An 18,240-nucleotide genomic window follows, 5' to 3' on the forward strand; every position below is an offset into this window, starting at 1 on the left:
ATGCCTGACCTTCACATCCCGAACGACCCCGCGTGGGAATGGCTCTACGTCGCGATCCTCTACGGAGCCGGCGAGGAGTATCCCGAGGCGTACCCCGAGGAACTGCGGGAGGCCAGGGAAGAGCTCGCGCGGTTCACCGCCGACCTGGTGGGCAGCATCTCCGGGACCAACGCCATCGGTGGTGCGCTGGACGGTCACCTGGACGGCCCGGCGGCGGACGTCTTCCAGGACGTGCGTGGCCAGCTGGTAGCGGGTCTGCCCGAAGGTGCGGACATCTCGGCGCTACTCGGCGACGCGGCGGTGGGTTTCGCACTGGACGCCGAGGCGACCCAGATCGAGATCCTGATCGCGATGATCTTCATCGCGTTCGAGGTGTTCCACGCGCTGACCTCCGGGTTCGGGGCGGCGGCGGTTCCCGGCCTGGTCAAGATCGGTCAGGAACTCGTCGGGACGCTGATCCGGCAGCTGAAGAACCGGTCCTGGTCGTCGATCGCGCGGATGTCCTGGAATGCATTCGACGACATCGTCATCGAGGGCGCGCTCACCGAGGTCGGTGAGAACATGGGAGCCCAGCTCGTTCAGATCTTCTCCGGCGACCGTAAGGGGATCGACGGCCACGCCGTCAGCGAGGCGTTCAAGGCCGGCCTGATCATCAGCGGTCTGACCACCGGTTTCCACAAGATCGGGACCAAGTTCTACCCGAAACTCGACCACACCGCGCTCGGCCGGCACGGCGGCGGCGCGGGCTTCGAGACCGCCGCCGAGTGGATCTACACCGCGGGTGCGGGCGGCTCGTTCAACGCGATCGCCACCGCCAGCTCCTCGTTCCTCGGCGGCATGCTCGTCGAGATGGCCCACCGGATCGGCGGCGGAAACCCACAACACGGCACACCCAACCTGGGTACGCCCGGGGCGCCCGTTCTCACCGGCGGATCCGGATCGTCCACCACGTCACCGGGTGGCGGCGCGACGTCCCCCGCATCGGGAGGCGTTCCGCAGGTGGCCGCACCGTCGATCGGGGCGGCGCCGGGCAGCACGGGCGACGCCACCGGCGCGGGCCCTGTCGCCGGCGGCACGGGCTCCGGTCAAGGAAGGCCGGGCGGCGCCACAGGCACAGGCACCGGCACCGGCACCGGCACCGGCGGCACCACGGGAACCGGCGCGGGCGGCACCACGGGAACCGGCACCGGTGTGGACGGAACGACCGGTGCGGAGACAGGCGGCGCGACAGGTTCCGGGACCACCGGCACGACCGGATCCGGTGTCGGCTCGGGCGCGGCAACCGGCAACGGCACCACCTCCGGGGCACCGGCGGGCACGCCTGCCGGTACTGGTCAGGGCGGTGCCGGAGACGGCAGGACCGACACCGGCGCGGGTACGTCCACCGGCTCGGCCGACTCGCCGGCCGCACCGAGCGGCATCGGTACCGGCATCACAGTCGACGCTCCGGCCGGTCCGGCCCCCGGCGTCACCGGCCCGGGCATGGACGGGCTGTCCGGCTCCACCTCAGCCCCGGCCGGTCTGCCCGGCTTCGACATCGGCTCGGTCGCATCCTCCGGCAGCACGGCCACGCCCACACCGGCCGGCACTACGCCAGCCGCGGGTCAGGGCCCATCGGCGGGTTCCACCTCATCGGTCAGCGGCCAGCCTTCGGCCACCGGAGCGGCTTCGACCACCAGCCAGGGTTCAACCACCAGCCAGGGTTCAACCAGCGGTCAGGGTTCGGCCGCGGGCCAGCCATCCGGTGCGGCGGCCGGCAAGAGCAGCACCGGCCCGGCCGGCACCGCTCCACAGGCCGGCAACTCCCAGCAGGGCAGCGCCACCCCGCCGGCCCGTGGTTCCCAGACCGTCAGCGGCAGTACTCGGTCCGGAATCGACGGCACCACCGGTCAGCCGGTGGCGAGCACGGCTCCGATCGACCTCGCCGCCGGGATCACCGTCGATCTGCCCGAGACCGCGCCGGTGACCGAGACCCCGATGGTGGCCGAACCCGAGACGGTCGTCACCACGGTCGAGGGTGTAGCGGCACCGGACACGGCTGGGGCAAGCCCGGCAAGCCTGTCGCGGCCCACCCGGAAACCCCGAGGACCGCGTACTCAAGACGCCGGGCCGTACCAGGACAGCGCGCCGGTGACCGTACCCAAGGAATCCGAACCCAAGGAATCCGAAACCGCGGCGGTGGTCGCGCGACCCACCGCGACCACCGCGAACCCCGCGCGTCCGGAACGGCGGCCCGCGGGTCCCCGCCCGATGCGGAGCACGCCCGGCCGCGAATCTTCCGCCGGTACGCCCGCGCCGCCGACCGACTCGGCGACCGACCTCACCGTCGACATCCCGACAACGGACCTCACCGTCGACATCCCGGAGACCAGCGTCCCGGAGACCGGCACTCCGGCCGTCGAGGAGACCTCTCGACCGGACGAGGTAACCGATACGTCGTCCATGACCGAGACATCGTCTGACTCCGATGCGCTGTCCAGCACCGACACGTCGTCCGTCACCGACACCTCGTCCGTGGCGGAGCCCGAAGTGGAAGCGCTGCGGGGACAGGTGCTGTCGACCAGCGGGCGCACCAAGATCAACGTACCGCCGTTCGGGGATTGTCTGTTCTACGCGACCAAGGTCAGCGCCGTTCGCCAGGGCGTCGATCTCCGCGTCACCGACGACTACGGGATGCCCATCGCCAAGCCCACCATGAAGGACATCCGGGCGCACGCCGCCCGTCGATTCCTCCAGCTGGACGACCCGACCGGCAGGATCACCGTTTTCGCGGGTTCCCCGACGGAACTACTCGTCTCGATGCTGACCGACGTCAGCCCCCGCCTCCGGCAGTGGCGAATGAGTCAACTCGACCTGCCCGTCGACACCGGCGCCAGGGCCGTCTCCGAGTTCCTCACCAGACCCCGCTTCCGGAAGCATCTCGCAAACAACCTCCACAGGATCGGGTTGGCCCGGTCCGACCAGGCCCTGGCCCGCCGCATCATGGAGGGCGCCTCATTCCGGGAACTCCTGCACGACGGCTTGAGCGACAAGACCTTCTGGGACAGCGCTCTCGGCGACTTCATCCCGGACGCCCTGGCAAGGTCACTCGGTGTCAACATCGTCGTCCACAACGAGAATCTCGCGGAAACCTTCTCCACCAACAGCGATGCCGACGACGCGATCATCGTCTTCCGCAGGAACGACCACTTCCAGGGGTACACGGCAGTGACCCCGAGCCCGGTGGCGGAGGTCCCCGCTCCACCCGGGAGGTTCGGTCGTCTGATCGCGGACGCCTACCGTCGGGGCGCCACGTTCCCGCCTGGTGCGCCGACCGCCGCGGAACTGGCCACCGATCCGGCCGCGCCCGGCCGGCTGCGGCAGGCCTTGGCCGACGGCCTGACCCGACAGCACCTGCGGAACCTCACCGGCCGGACCCAGCGGGCTGAAACTCTACTGGCCACGACGCTATGGCAGCACCTGCCGCCGGACAGCCCGGTGATTCGGGCGAACCCCGATCAGGCGGCGTTCGTCCAAGCAGTGCGGCTGATGTTCCGTGATCCGATGCGGCGGGGTGAACTGCCGCTGGCCGCGCTGCCGCCGGGCCACCGTGAGCTCGCGCATCTGATCGTGGCCGGCCAGAGTTACGAGACGATCGTGAAGACGGCGCTGACCAGGGAGGAGCTGTCAGGCACCGCGATCGATGAGGACATACCCACGATCACCGCCGAGATTCTCGGCCTGACCCCGCACGGCGAGATCATGCCGGACACCCGGCCCGCGCTGACGATCGCCGCGGAGCAGGCCCGGCGGCACCAGGAGTGGCTGGGGCAAGTCAACCCGAACCGGGATACCCCCAACCACCTGGTCGCCGCGATCGCCGTCGATCTGATGCTCACCACAGGTGAGATTCATCCCGCGCCGCCGGTCACGACCACCCCGGAAGAGTTTCTGGAAGGCTACGCCGGCCGGGCGCCGTATCCGGTGACGGGCTTCGCCGAGATCGAGCGGATCCTGCGGACGGCGGGTCCCGGCGCCCACGGCATGGTCCTCGTCGGTGACGGCCGTGTGGTCAACGCGGTCCACGACGGGAACCGGGTCGTCTTCCTCGACGGGCAGGCCGGGCGGCCGGCCGAACCACCGGCGGACGGTACGCCGATCCGGTTCGTGCCCCGCGGCGATGTCCAGCGGGTCCCCAGCTTCCCCGAGGTCGATGCCGTCCTCGCCGACGGTCACGCCGGCCCGGACGAACGGGTGGCCGCCCTGTTCACCAGGTCCGCCATGCGGACCGAACTGCTCAGCGGGCTCGCCTTCACGCCGCATGTGGTCGCCGCGAACAGCTACCGGGGCCCGGACACCGAAGCCCGGATCGACCTGGTCACCGAGCAGTTCCTGGCCGGAATCGATCAGATCCCCGGCCTGGCGGGCGCCGACCGGCACACCGCCGCACAACTCGTCGACGACTTCCTGGCAGGCAGCACCTCACCGTCGGCGCCGAGGGCGACGGTCCAGGACCTCGACGAGCTCGAACGACGGATCGGGCATTCCTTCGGGGGCGGCCTCGACCTGGAGACCTTGGCCGACCGGCTTGCTCCGCTGCCTCCGTACTCCCGGGGCATCGTCACCATCGAGACAGAGCAGTCATGGCACGTCGTCAACGTGGTGAAGACGGAATCGGGTCATCTACTCTTCGTAGACGGCCAGAACGGCGGCCTGGCCGCGCTGCCGAGCCACGCCGAGTCGCCTCGATACCACTTCATGGCGACGTACGTGCCGGGGCAGACAGGTCCGGATCCGGATCCGGACCGTCAGGCGTGGTCGGACGGCATCGCCCTGATGGGCGAGGACCTGGCCGGCCGGTGGCCGGCGGCCACGGCGTACGGCGCACGGCATACCGAGGCCCTGACCGCACTCGCGTTCGCGCCCGGGCCACCGATGCTCACCGGACGCCAGATCACCCTGCTCAGCCTCGCCCCGCTCACCGGAACACTCGCCGCGGAACAGGCGGAGGCGGTCGCGGACGCCACCCGCGTGGCAAGGGACTTCGACCCGGCCCTCCTCGACTTCGGCAGCGCGCTCGGCCCGCTCGTCGTGACGGCGCTCGCGAAACAGTACGAACGCACAACGGCCGACGAAGCGGTGACCGCCTCGATGACCGCCGCAGCGACACCGGTGACCGCCGCGGAGATCCGTGCCCTGCGCTCGGAAACGCCCGCGCGACGCCGGGCCGGCATCACCGCGTACGACGTGGTGGATCTCGGCCGAAGCGACGGCGAAGTACCGAAGGCCGTCGCCCGGTCGCGAGCCGAGGCCAAGCTGGACACACCCGACGGGCCGGTCTTCCGGCCGGTGCTCACCCACGTCGACGGCCTGATCGCCTACGACCACCGGCTGCTGACCGCGGCCGGCGGCCGGCGTGTCCAGGACTTCACGATCCGGATCCGGCTGGAACCGCAACCCGGCGTCACCGACGAACAGCAGCACAAGGTGCGACGGCTGACCACCGAGGCCGTCGCGGCCGCCTTCAACACCGGCCACACCATCGGGGCCGCCGCCGACCAGCTCAACGTCAACGTCGAGTTCACCGACGACCCCGCCGAGGCACACACCACCATCCGGCTGTACGGCGAGACCGCCCCGGCGATGACACAGACCGATTGGAACGTCGACGCCACCGGCCTGAAGATCGCGCACGAGGTCGGCCACTACCTGGGACTCAAGGACGAGTCGCCGGATCGGGGGCCCAACCCACGGGTTCTGCTGCGGACCACGGCGGACACCACCGGCTCACTGATGGCCACCACCGAAGCCGCCGGTAATCCGAAGATCAAGCAGCATCATCTCGCCGCGATCGGCGCCACGGCAGACATCGCGCTCTCCCCCGACCGGGGTGACCTGCCGGTGACCGGCCGCCCCACCGACCTGACCCCGGACGAGGGCATCCGCACCCGGCCCGCACCGGCCCCGGTCAACGGAGCGCGCAACGCGGCTTTCGCGGCCCTGGTGGCCGAGGCCCAGAGCGCCGCGGTCCGGCAGGACATCAGCACCGACTATCAGCAGGTGTCCCGCCGCCTCATCGAGTCGCGGGCGGAACTGGCCTTCGTCGTCAACATCATCCTGCCGGTCGACGACCTGCCGCGGATTCCCGACGTGGTCCAGGCCGTCACCGACGGGCTGCCGGCGAACGTGCGAGTGGCGTTCGTCTTCGGCGCCAACACCATGGAGACGACGCCGGGCGACAACTTCCGGACCAGAATGGCGACCGTCAGCGCCGTGATCGACGGGCTCGACGTGCCGGTGGCCGTCCACGGTTTCGCGGTCGGCGCGGCCGCGGCCACTACCCGGGGGGACACCGGCCCGAAGTTCCCGTTCGGCACCGCCCGGAACGCCACACTGGACCACCCGGACACCGTAGAGGCAATCAGCGCCCTCGCCGCGGCGGGTCACTACCCGTACATCTCGTTTCAGGACTTCGACACCGGCAGCAGGCTGACCCCCGGCGACGCACACGTCTTCACCGCTTTCCGCGACCTGACGGAATTCGACCCGACCGAAGGCCTCCTGCCGTCCCGGCCACTGATGTTCTCCGGCGGATACCGCGGCGGCGACACCGCGGAGCTGATCACCGCGGTCCAGGACCGGCTCGACCGACGGGCGCCGGAGGACAACGGGCCCGCGGGGGCGGTGAAGGACGAACTGTTCGGCGATCAGTTTTCCACACTGGACGAACAGAAGGCGCGGGACTTCAACCTCGCGCTGCTGGAGGACATGTGGACGCGGGATCGGCTCACGCTGTTCCACCCGCTGTTCCCCTACGCTCCCGAGCCGAACCTGTTCGTGGACGGCATCGCCATCGCCGGTCGCGAGACCTTGCGGTTCGGCGGCGGCGCGGGCGAGTACTCGGGGCTTCGCAAGGATCTCCTGACGGCGTACAGCCAGGAGGTCGCGCGTCTGGTCCTAAACCACTTCACCGACCCGCGTCCGGCGACGACCGACCTCGCCCTGAGCCCGGATCAGATCCGCGGCGAACTGCGGCGGCACCTGCACAACAACAGTCATCCGGATCGCAACATCGGATTCCTCAGCGACTTCGTCGGCTCCGCCGTGCCCACCGACACCTCCCGGCTCGCCCTGAACTATCTGCAGAAGGGTTACCCGGCACAGGTTCAGACAAGAAACAGTCCTCCGAACCAGATCCAGCAGACGCTGAAGAATGCCGGCCTGAAGGTCGACATGCCCGTTGCGGCCGAGGAGCTGGAAAATGCCGAAGAGCTGGAAGACATCGAGAGAAATCGCGGCCGGGTCAGCGATTCGGGGACGGCGTCGTCGGAAGCCTGGGCCGCCGACACCGAAGCTGATCTGCTGGCGGACAGCGTCGGCACGTACGAGGAGTCGTTCAAGACCGACCTCAGCCGGTTCAAGGCAATGCCGATCTTCGACCCGAAGTGGGTGGGGCAACAGGCCGGTGTCAGGCCGCCCGCAGTCGGCAACCTCAAGATCGAACAGGTCATCGGAATCATCGCAGCGATCCGCGGCATCAGGCGGCTGCACCAGCTGAAGAAGCTCGACCCGGCCGACCCGTCACACGCGGATGCCTTCACAGCGGTAAAAGCGCTCAAGTTCAGGCGTGTCACCGACTGGCAGATCATAACCATGCTGCAGCAGGCGGACATACTTCAGAGTTCCGGCCGGCTCAGTGCTGTCCGGCAGCGCTTGCAGACCGAGGCACTACGCACGCGTCCCGGCACCGGTTCGGTGCTGCGGCGATGGTTCGCCGACCTGGAACGGCAGGCCGTCGTCGTCGCACCTGACATCGCCGGGGACTCGCTCTATCACGCCCTGACCACGGCGGGTGTGCCGTCCGGCGCCGGCGGCCCCGAGTCACTACGGCAGACGGTTCTGCGGGCCGCGGCAGCCGCCGGCGGCTCGATGCAGGCCGACATGGTCCGCGCCCACCTGACCGCGCCCCCGCCTCAGGGCGACCTGGCCCTGGCGGCACTCGCCCCACCGCCGCCCCGGATCAACCGCCGCCAGGAGCCGGTCGGCCCGATCCGGCGACAGGCGATCCGCGACGCCAACGCCGTGGTGCTGACCGCGGCCGCGTTCGCCACCGGCACCGGCATCGACGTCACCGACACGGACGGCACCACCACCATCTTCCGGCCGGACGGTCAGGCGAACACCGTTCAGCTGTGGCGGACGATCGACGCCACCGGCCACGTCGGTTACCTCACCGAGGAACCGGCCCGGGTAGCCACACCCGCTCCCCGTACGTACGAGGTGGGAGACTGCCTGTTCGACGCCGTCATCGACAGCGCCGCCGTCCAGGGCGTCGACCTGCCCGGTGGCGGCCCCGGCCAGGTCACCGTTGAGCAGTTGCGCCAGTATGCCACCGCGCGCTACCAGCAGAACCCGGATCTCGTCGGGGGGCCCATCCTGCACCGGACCCGGGGCCAGTTGCTGGTGGATACCATCTGGACTCCGAACGAAACACTCCGGAACGAGCGGTTGCGCGCCCTCGGCCTGGATCAAACGACGCGCGATCAGCTGGCCGGTCAACTCGACATCGCCCTGACCGATTCGTCCGGGCCGATCGTCACGGCGTTGAGACAGCTCCGGCTTCCCCTCGGCGACCGCGCGCTCGTCGATCTGGTGCTCGGGGGCACCTATTACACCGAACTCATGGCCGAGGCCCTGCGCACCCCACTCCTGTGGAACACCACGATCGGTGACGACGTGCCCTACGTTCTCGCCAGGGCTCTGGGCATCGACATCGCGATCGAACAGACCGGTCAGGCCCCGGAACACACGAACCAGGACGGCGACGCCACGGTCCTGATCCATCGCACCGGCATCCATTTCACAGCGGTCACCCCCGTCGAGCCGAGTCCTTCGGCGGAGACGCCGGAGACGGCCGACCTGAGTCCGATCCGGAACGCGCTCGTCGAGCAAGCGGACTCTCTGGCCACCCGCCGGATCGACGCCGGGCAACGACTGGACCGGCTCCGGGAACAGCTCGACGCCACCGGCACATCCACCGACCCGCGGCGGGCTCTGCGCATCGCCGAGATCGCGGCCGCACTGATCGGCACCGCGTCACTGCTGCGGCGGGCCGGCCGGGCCACCGAACAGGCCGAGGGAACCCTGCGGCTGTTCGACTCGGCGTCGGTCAAGGTCAGCGAAGCCGGCGACGATCCGGCCCGGATCGGGCGGGCCTGGCGCCACGTCACCATCGCCGAGCAGCGCTTCGGGATGCACGTGACCGGGCCGGCGACCGACCGCCTCGACGAGGCCGACCGGGATCTCGACCGCTACGAGCGGATGCTGGCTCAGCTCGGCACCGGTACCCCCACGCCGCTGGACGTGCTCGCCCAGCGGACCGAATCCCTGGTACTGCGCCGGGTCGCCGCGGAGCAACGCCTCACCCGGCTCCGTGGTCTTCTCGGCACGGCCGGAACGCCCGCCGACCCGGTACGCGCCGCCGAGATCGAGGGTGAGCTGCTGGTCATCGCCTCGCGGCTGAGGCGGGCTGAGGACGCCACGAACCAGGCCCGGATTCCTGAGGGCCGGGGGTACCTGGATCATCTCCAGCAGGAGACGGACCGGGCCGCGAGAGTCGCCGGTGACCCGGCCCGGGCCGAGGCCGCCCAGCGCCGTGTCCTCCGGTCCGAGACCCGGTTCGAGATCGACGTCATCGGACGGGCGACCGTCCACCTCGGCGAGGCCGAACAGGCCCTCCAACGCTACGAGCGGATGCTGCCGGCGGACACCGGCCGGCCGACGCGGACGACCCGGACCCTGCTGGCCGACGACGCGGTGAGTCTGGACGTGGCGCGGCGCTTTCCCGTCGTACCCGGGCAATATCTGGTTTTTGCGCACGGCGAAGCCGGTGTGGTGCGTCTCGGTGACCGGGTGGTCACCCCCGCCGAGCTCGCCGCGATCATCCAGGCCGACCCGCAGTGGCGGAACCAGCCGGTCACCCTCGTCATCTGCGACACCGGTGCCGACCAGGTGCACGGGTTCGCGGCCCAGCTCGCCCAAGCACTGCCGGCCCGCACTACAGTCACCGCTCCCAGTGGCACCGTCTGGACCACACCGTCCGGACAGGCCTTCGTCGCCGGGCGCCAGCTCACCGACGACGGACGCCCACGACTCGCCACCACCGGCGACACCTGGCGAGTCTTCGTCAACGGACCGCCCCCGACCGTCGAGGACGCCGGCCCGGACCTGCCACAGGCGCCGGTACGACCCGGCACCGACACCGAAAGTCCGTTCGCCTGGGGCACCGGCGACCCGATTCACCAGCAGCAAGCCGCCGCCTTCGAGCAGAACCTCGGGGACGCCCTCTATCAGGACGACGGTGTCCGGCACGCGGCCCGGGCCACGCTCGCCCATCTGCGGGACGGCCTCGTCCCCGACGTGGACACCCCGGAACTCATGACGGCCATCGTCGACACCTGGACGGCATCGGACACGTCCGGGATCATGGCGGCGTTCGACGAGGCGAACGTTCCCGGCGTCCTGCGCGAGGAGTTCCTCGCCGGTGTCACCGCGTGGATGCTGGCCAACCGGCACCAGTCGCTCGCCGAGATCCTGCGGGACGCTGGCGTCGCGAACGGCGGCCGGATCAACGACGCGTTGAGTGTCCTCGGGCTGACCCCGGCGCGGGTCCGGGCCGCCGGCGCGCTCACCGCGATCCGGATCCGCGACCACGCGTATCTCACCGGCCTGGCCCCGAGGCTCGTCCGGCAGGCGCTGAACCCGCGGATGCTGCCGCACGAGTCGGCCTACGTCCTGCGGGCGCTGGAGTCGAACCCGGACGAGGTGGTCAGCGCGCTCCAGACGATGGCCGATCTCCGGAACGGCAGCTCGGCCACCGACCCGGACGCGTTCCGGGCCGCCGCGGAACAGCTGACCCTGGCGCACGTCATCGCCCTGACGATCCACGCCGGAGACCGGCCGGAGCCGGCCGGGCACCACGAGGTTATCGCCGAGGCCGCCCTTCTCCTGCCGCCCGTCACCGGCATCGTCCCGCTCACCGGGCCCGCTCCCGACCCGGACGCGTGGACGGAACAGACCCACCGGGCCGCCGCACACGCCGATGACCTGCTGCGTGTCGTGAACGGGATGCACGAGCACACGCACACGGGCATCGCCGCGATCCAGCGCCTCCCACTTCCGGAGGAGACACTCGACAACGCGCTGGGCGAGCAGCAGACAGCGGCCGACACCGCCCGGGAGCAGCTCGTCGCGCTGACGCAGACCCTCGCCGCCGGCCGGGACACCGAGAAGGCGAAACTTCGCGCCCTGCGGGACGAGGCCGCCCGCGCCCTGCACGAGAGCATCGGCCCGAAGCGGTCGGCCCGGCAACGACAGGATCGGTCGACGCGGCGGATCCACTCCGTCATCCAGCTCACCGACCGGGCACTGCACGATCTGGAATATCGCTTCCACCATCTGGAAGGGTCGATCGGCGAGGCCGACGCCCTGATCGAGCAGTCCCGCCGCCAGCGGGTCCGGGCCGCCGCCGAGATCACCACGCTGACCCGGCGACGGAGGCCCGACCCGCTGCTGATCGAGGCCGACGCGCTGCTGGAGCAGACCACGACGGCCCAGGCGCGGGTACGATCCATCAACGGCCGTCCACTGTCGACCGCGACCTGGACCGAACTGCACGGGGCACGGCGCGACCTGACCGACAGCTTCGCCTCCCTCGCCGATCTGCGTACGAGTGTGCGCAACCACCGGGAGGCGGAGCGGGCCGGACTCGACCGGGTCTCGGCACGGCTGGACCGGAGCATCGCCGACGCTCGGGCGGCACAGACACCGATCGCGACGGCGGAACGCAACCTCGGCACGCTCACCACGGACGTCGACAACGCGGTACGCGTGCTCACCGACCGCCTGCACGCCAGGTCGACGCTCGACGAGACCCTGCAAAGCGGCCTCGCCCTGCTCGACGACAGCGCCGTACGGCTGGTGCTCACCGGCGACGACGCCGTCATCGAGGAAGCCGGCCGTTTCCCCATCCCGGTCGGCCACTACGTGATCCTGGCCCACGGCGACGACCTGCCGATCACTCCGGAAGACCTGGCCGGGTACATCACCGGCGACCCGGACTGGCGCGGCAAGACGATCCTCCTGATCATCTGCGACACCGGCCAGGACCAGACCGGCGGGTTCGCGGCCCGGCTGTCGCGCGCCCTGCCACCCGGCATCGCCGTCATCGCCCCCAGCGGCACCGCCTGGACCACCCCGTCGGGGCAGGCGTTCGTCGCCGGGGCGACCTACACCGCCGACGGCCGGCCCCGGCCCGCAACCGCCACCGACGCCGACACCTGGCGAATCTTCGTCACCGTAGTGCCGCCCGGGGAACCCGCCGCCACCACGGTCCGGGCGCTCGGCTCCGACCTGATCCCGGACCGGCCTCGCGACGACACGACGTGGACGGCCACCGACCGGCCGGTTCGGTGGGGCACCCCGCCGGCCGGCTCACCCGAGGCCCTGCAGAAGTCGATCGACGATATCCGCCGACGGCTCGAAGCGGCACTGGCGGCCGGTGATCCACGCGTACGGCAACTCGAACGCAGGATCCGGGACGGGCTGCGGATCGCCACCTCGCTGCTCCAGAAGATCCGCACGTCGTCGAAGGACGTATCCGGGTACAACAACGAGCTCGACGGTGCCCTGCGCGCGGACGAACGTACCCGGCACGCCGTGTTGCGGCTCGCCGGTGACACGATGCTGGATCGCGACGAGACCTCGGTGCGGTTCGACGAGGCTTTTCACGATCGGGTTCGCATGGCCCGGGCGAAGTTCCCCGGCGACGGAGACAAGAACAGAGCTCGAGCCAAACACATCGAGGCCGAGCTCAAAGAGACGATGAAGGAGCGCACCGACTCGTACCGGGAACAGGCCGAGGCGGCGATCGCGCGGTCCGCGCAGCTGCTGGAGATCGGCCTGGTCACACCGCTGCGGTTGCCGGCCGGCCTGCTGATCCCCGCGCCCGGCACCAGGTTCCCGGCCCTCGACGCGGTCCGGCCCCATCCGGACCGCTACCTCGTGGTCGGCACCGTGGCCGGCGACGGCATGCTCCTCGGTGAGTCGACGCTCCCCACGGCCGAGGTCGCCGCCACGATCCGGAACGACGAGTCCTGGCTCGACCGCCCGCTGATGCTCCTGGTCGACGGAGCCGCCGCTGACCGCGCCGACGGTCTGGCCGCGCGGCTCGCCCGCGAACTGCCGGGCATCACGATCATCGCGCCGAGCACTGCCGTCGACGTGTGGGCAGACGGTCTCGCCGTCGTGCGGCCATCCGGCGAGCGTTCGGCGGACGCCCCCGGACCACTGGGCCGGTTCGTCTCCTTCCGCGTCGAGCCGGACGGCGCCGGCCCGATCACGATCGCCGAGCTTCCCCATTTCGTAGACCTCAACGGCGAACTCGACGACAGCGCGCCCGCGCCATCGGGGCCGGCCATCACCAGCGCGGCCGACGATTTCGTAGCGGCATTCTCCACTCTGACCCAAGAGTTCGAGGAGTACCGGGAGGCGTTGGACACGGCGCTGCTGGAGACGGCCCGGATCGACGCGATCAGCGCCCGCATCGACACCGTGCGGGCGACGACGCTCACGTCCGCCGCCGAGCTGGAACAGCGTCTCCAGGCCCAGAACGAACGGATGGAACAGCTCGACCTGCTCCGACGGCATCCGGAGACACCGCGGCCCCTCCGCGATGCCACCCGCGCGGACATGAAACTCGCTTATCACCATCTCAGGCGTGCGGCGACCGCGGCCTACGGCTCGCGGCATCAGCTGACACGCGACGGCAAAAACGTCATGGAGCACGCGCTGGACGTCATCGTCCGGCAGGCTCAAGCCTCCCGCCGCGTCGCGGAGTTGCTGGCCGAGTCACGCGTCCGATATGAGGGAGCCCTCGAACAGTACGACGACATCCGCGCCCTGTCCGCCACGGTCACCACCGCCCGCCAGGCCCTGGAACTCATCACGCCGGGACGTCCCTACGACGACACCACGCAGGCGGCGCTGGCTGACGCCATCGTGGTGACGCGCGAGTCCCTGGCCACACTCATCGACGCCACGCTACGTATCCGGATCCGGATGGATACAGCGAGCGCCGATCGGGTGCTGTCACTCGTCACCGGAGGCGACACCTCCGACCGGATCGTCACCCGATATGACGAGAGCCTGCGGAATGACACGTTCCCGCAGGCGGACAGCCACCTCGGTGTCGCCGCCGAGCACCTGAGACTGGTCGAGCAGGAGCTGGCAGGGATTCAGCTTCCTCCCGTGGCGCCCGCCGCCACGGCTCCGGCCCACAGCTCCGGGATGCGGGGCCGTACCCGTCTGGAGACCGCCGGCGGCGGGGACTGCCTCTTCCACGCGGTGGTGGACGGCGCCGCCGCGCAGGGCATCACCTTGCGGGCCATGACACCCGGCGGGGCGCCGCCGGCCCGGCCCACGATGGCCGAGCTGCGAGCGTTCGCCGCCCAGCGGTTCGATCCGCACCGGCATCTGCGGGTCACCCAGACACCGCGTCTGTCGGAGCTCACCATGGTCGCCGACACCCTGCTGGGCGGCGCACCCGCGGTGGCCCGGCAACGTCTGTCCCGGCTCGGGCTGCTCCCCACCCTCGACCGCGACGCCGTCACCCGGCGGCTGGTGGACGACGACTTCCAGCCGGAACTGGTGGCCGCACTGCCCGATCTCGGGCTGTCGCCGAGCGAGCAGCACCTCATCCGGCGGGTCGTCGAGGGCGCGACGTACGAGACCCTGATCCGGGAAGCCCTGGCCGGCCCCGAGCTCTGGGACAGCGTCATCGGCGACGACGTGCCGTACGTGCTGGCGGCGGTCCTCGACATCGACATCGTCGTCGACAATCCGGCGGCCGGTGAGGTCACCCACGCCAACATCGAGGCCGTCGACCGGGTCGCCGTGCACCGGGCCGGCTTCCACTTCTCGGCGTACGGGCCGTCGCCGGTAATGCACTGGCGCCCGCCCGCCACCGCGGCATCGATCCCGGACAGCCGTTGGCAGGACGAGGATCTGCTCGCCGGTATCCACGCCGCGGCGAACGGGCCCGCCGTCACCGAGCGAGCCGGTACGCGGGCCGCCCTCTTCCGGGCCGCCGCCTCCGGTGACCTGACGGAGGACCAGTATCTCGACCTCGCCGAGGCGGCGGGCATCAATGCCGAGATCGAGCGCCGTCTCGCGGAGCGACCGCGGGACACTCTGCTCCGCGAGCTGGCGCCCTGGGTCAACGGTCTGGGTCAACGCACCAGGGCGGATCGCGGAGATCTGCTGGCCGCGGCCGGCATCGGTGCCGCGGCCGCGATCCTGGCGCGCCACGACGACGCCATCGCCGACGCGGGACGCTCGTACCGGTCAGGCGCCCGGGGAGGGAAGAATCGGGACCGCATCGTGCCCGCCGAGCTGCCGCCGTCCATGCGGGATCTGCTGGCCGACCCGGAGGCCTCCGCGCGACGACTGGCCCTCTTCTGGGACCGTCTCCCGGCTCTCAGCGCGTTCATCGAGGGTGTCCGTCTCGGTGACCGGATCGGCACGGCCACCCTGCTGCCCCCGATCGCGGCGACCTCCGATCTGCCGAGCGCGGGCCTGGCCGAGGCACTGCGCCGGGCGATGTACGAGCAGGACATCGCCCTGTCCATCGCGATCGAGGAACACCTGGACGCGCTGGCGGCGCAGACCGAACCCGACCTCGCCCGGTTCGCCGCCGAGGCCGGATTGTGGGTGCACACCCTGGACCTGCCGGACGGCACGATCGGCGACGATCCCGCGGCAGCCGTCGAGGTGTACGGCGACGAGACCGCCCCGGACGTCATGGTCGTACGGCATCGCGGGCAGTGGCGGGTGCCGGTCCAGCCGGTGACCACCGACCCGGTCCGGACCGAGGCCGCCTGGCACGTCGGCCGCGGCGCCCTCGGCGAGTTCTCCGTCGGCGTCGCCACCTGGCACGACCCGGCGGCGACGGCGACGACTCTGACCGACGGCCTGACCGGTACCGGGGTGACCCCGGCGATCGTGGCCGGAGTCCGCGCCGAGATCGAGCGGATGCTGACCGACCGGGACCACTGGGACGCCCTGCTGACCCAGGGCGTGACAGTGGCGGTCGACGGCCGTCTGGTCTGGATCAAGCCCCGGCCGCACAGCCTGACCGCGCTCGGGAACCCGGTGACCGACGGCCGGTACGGGATCGCCGCCGCCTCCACCACCATCGCCACGTCCGTCGGCAGCGCCAGGGAGAAGTCGCTGACGGACCTCGGCGCTGAACTGATCTTCTACGCCGCGTCCGCGGCCCTGTCCCGGTTCCTGTTCACCGTACCGGCGATGAGCGTGAGCAGCGGCCGGGAGCACGGGTGGAGCCAGAGCCTGACGGTGCTCTCCGGCCGGACCACTGCTGCCGATGGAATGACCGAGTTCACCGGCGAGCTGTCCTTCGACGTGACGGTCGACGGCGAGCCGGTCGCGGCGCTGGCCGTGCCGCCCGCCGACGGTGACTTCGTGATCCGCTTCCCCCGGCAGTACGCCGAGGCCCCGCGCCGTCCGGACTTCGACAGCCGGGCGGAGAACGACTCCGGCGGGCACCGCGCCGCGGGCGGCAGCCGGGAGACCTTGAACGCGGTCGACGTCAGCACGCTGGTCCGCGGGCTGCACCGGCATCTCGCCACGACCGGCGACCTGACCGTGGAGGCGAAGGCCACGCTCGCCCGGCAGATCACCGCCGACGTGCTGAACGAACGCGCGCTGCGGGCCGGCAGCATCGCCGCCCTGAGCAACGGTGTCGTGTCGGATCCGATTCCGGTCCCCTCCGGCACGACCGTGCAGGTGCGGGTCCAGTTGCGCCCGGCGGGCATGCAGTACCTGGCCGGCGAGACCGTCCCGCCGGTCACCGTCTACGAGAACCGGGGCATCGTCCGCGGCTTCGCACAGGCACGCGAGAGCGGCATCGAGGTCTCGGTCTCCAGCACCGGGTTCGTGCGCGGGCTCACCGCCGCCCCCGCCACCATCGTGGACGGCAACCTGATCGGCGAGCTGGAGGGCGGCGTCCAGCGCGGGAACGCGACAGCGCTGAAGGTGCAGTCCGGCAGCCGGGACTCGTTCACCACGACCGGCGAGCAGCATCGATACCGGACCGAGTTCGCCGGAATCATCGAATTCCTCGGTGCCGAGACCCCGGTGCCACCGGTGACCGGGGTGGTCGAGGGCGAACTGGGCGTTCTCGACCGCGACCGTCACGACTTCGAGCAACAACATTTCGGCCGTACGCTTCCGGACGCCACGTCCCCACTCATCGCGGTGCCACCGCCGCCACCGGTCCAGCTGTCCGATCCGTTGGACGATCGTCAGCTCGGTGAACGTATCGGCGCCCCGCTGCCGGACGCCCCGCACCTGCGGGCGATCGGGGCGCGGACCGCCGTCGCCGGGGTGCCTCCGGTGCTCGCCGCCGGGCGCGGGCACGGCGAGGCGGTGGAGACCCGCTGGACCGGGATCGACCGGGTGCTGCCCGCCGTCGAAGCGATGCTGCGTACCGAGGCCCGCCACTATCCGGCGACGTCCGAGGAGTGGGCTCGCGCCGCCCGGGTGCTGGCCACCGCCTACGGGCAGGACGCCCTGGAAGCGGCACCGGACCGGTTGTGGGTCGGCGCCCAGCAGGACTTCGAGCTCGGCGGCCGTACCTTCCACGTCGTCGTGACGGCCCACCCCGGCCGGATCGGCGACGAGCGGGCGCCGGACCCGGTGACGGCCGACAGCCAGGTCCATCGCGCGCCGTCCATGACGGCCGCCACCTCATCGTCGGCATCGGTCACGGCCGAGCTGGCCGGGCAGGCACGGCTGGGTGACGGCGGGCTCCGGGTGCTGGGCGGCGCCGGAGTCTCGGTCAAGGGCGAGTGGGGCTCGGAGAAGCCGATCACCGCCGGGGCGAAGGCGTCGGTCGGGTCGACGATCGAGACCGGCGACGGTGTCACGGTGCCGACGGTCGTCTCGGTGGCGGTCAGCATGGGAGACCAGACCCCGGTCGTACGTGTCATCGAAGGCCCGGAGATCGTCGAGCACGTGTCGGTGCCCGGCTTCTTCCCGGCCGACGGCACCGCGCCCGCCGAGGTGACCGTGCGCCGTATGCAGCTGGGAGTCACCGCCGGCGACCGGGTGGCGCCGATCGGCGAGCACGGGGCCTCCGGGATCCGCCCGTTCTTCGGCAACCTACCCGAGCTGTCGGCCGCG

1 protein-coding gene (running past one end of the window) is annotated in these 18,240 nt (G+C 71.1%); it reads left to right on the forward strand.

Going from position 1 to position 18,240, the window contains the following annotated elements:
* A protein-coding gene (locus BLU81_RS12335) for a hypothetical protein (protein ID WP_092544441.1) crosses the window boundary here: on the forward strand, positions 1-18,240 show its 5' portion. 12,759 nt of this gene lie beyond the right edge of the window; 18,240 of the gene's 30,999 nt are visible here — the first part of the coding sequence; it begins with the start codon at positions 1-3; its stop codon lies beyond the right edge, outside the window.

The organism is Actinoplanes derwentensis (genome assembly GCF_900104725.1).
Lineage (GTDB): Bacteria > Actinomycetota > Actinomycetes > Mycobacteriales > Micromonosporaceae > Actinoplanes > Actinoplanes derwentensis.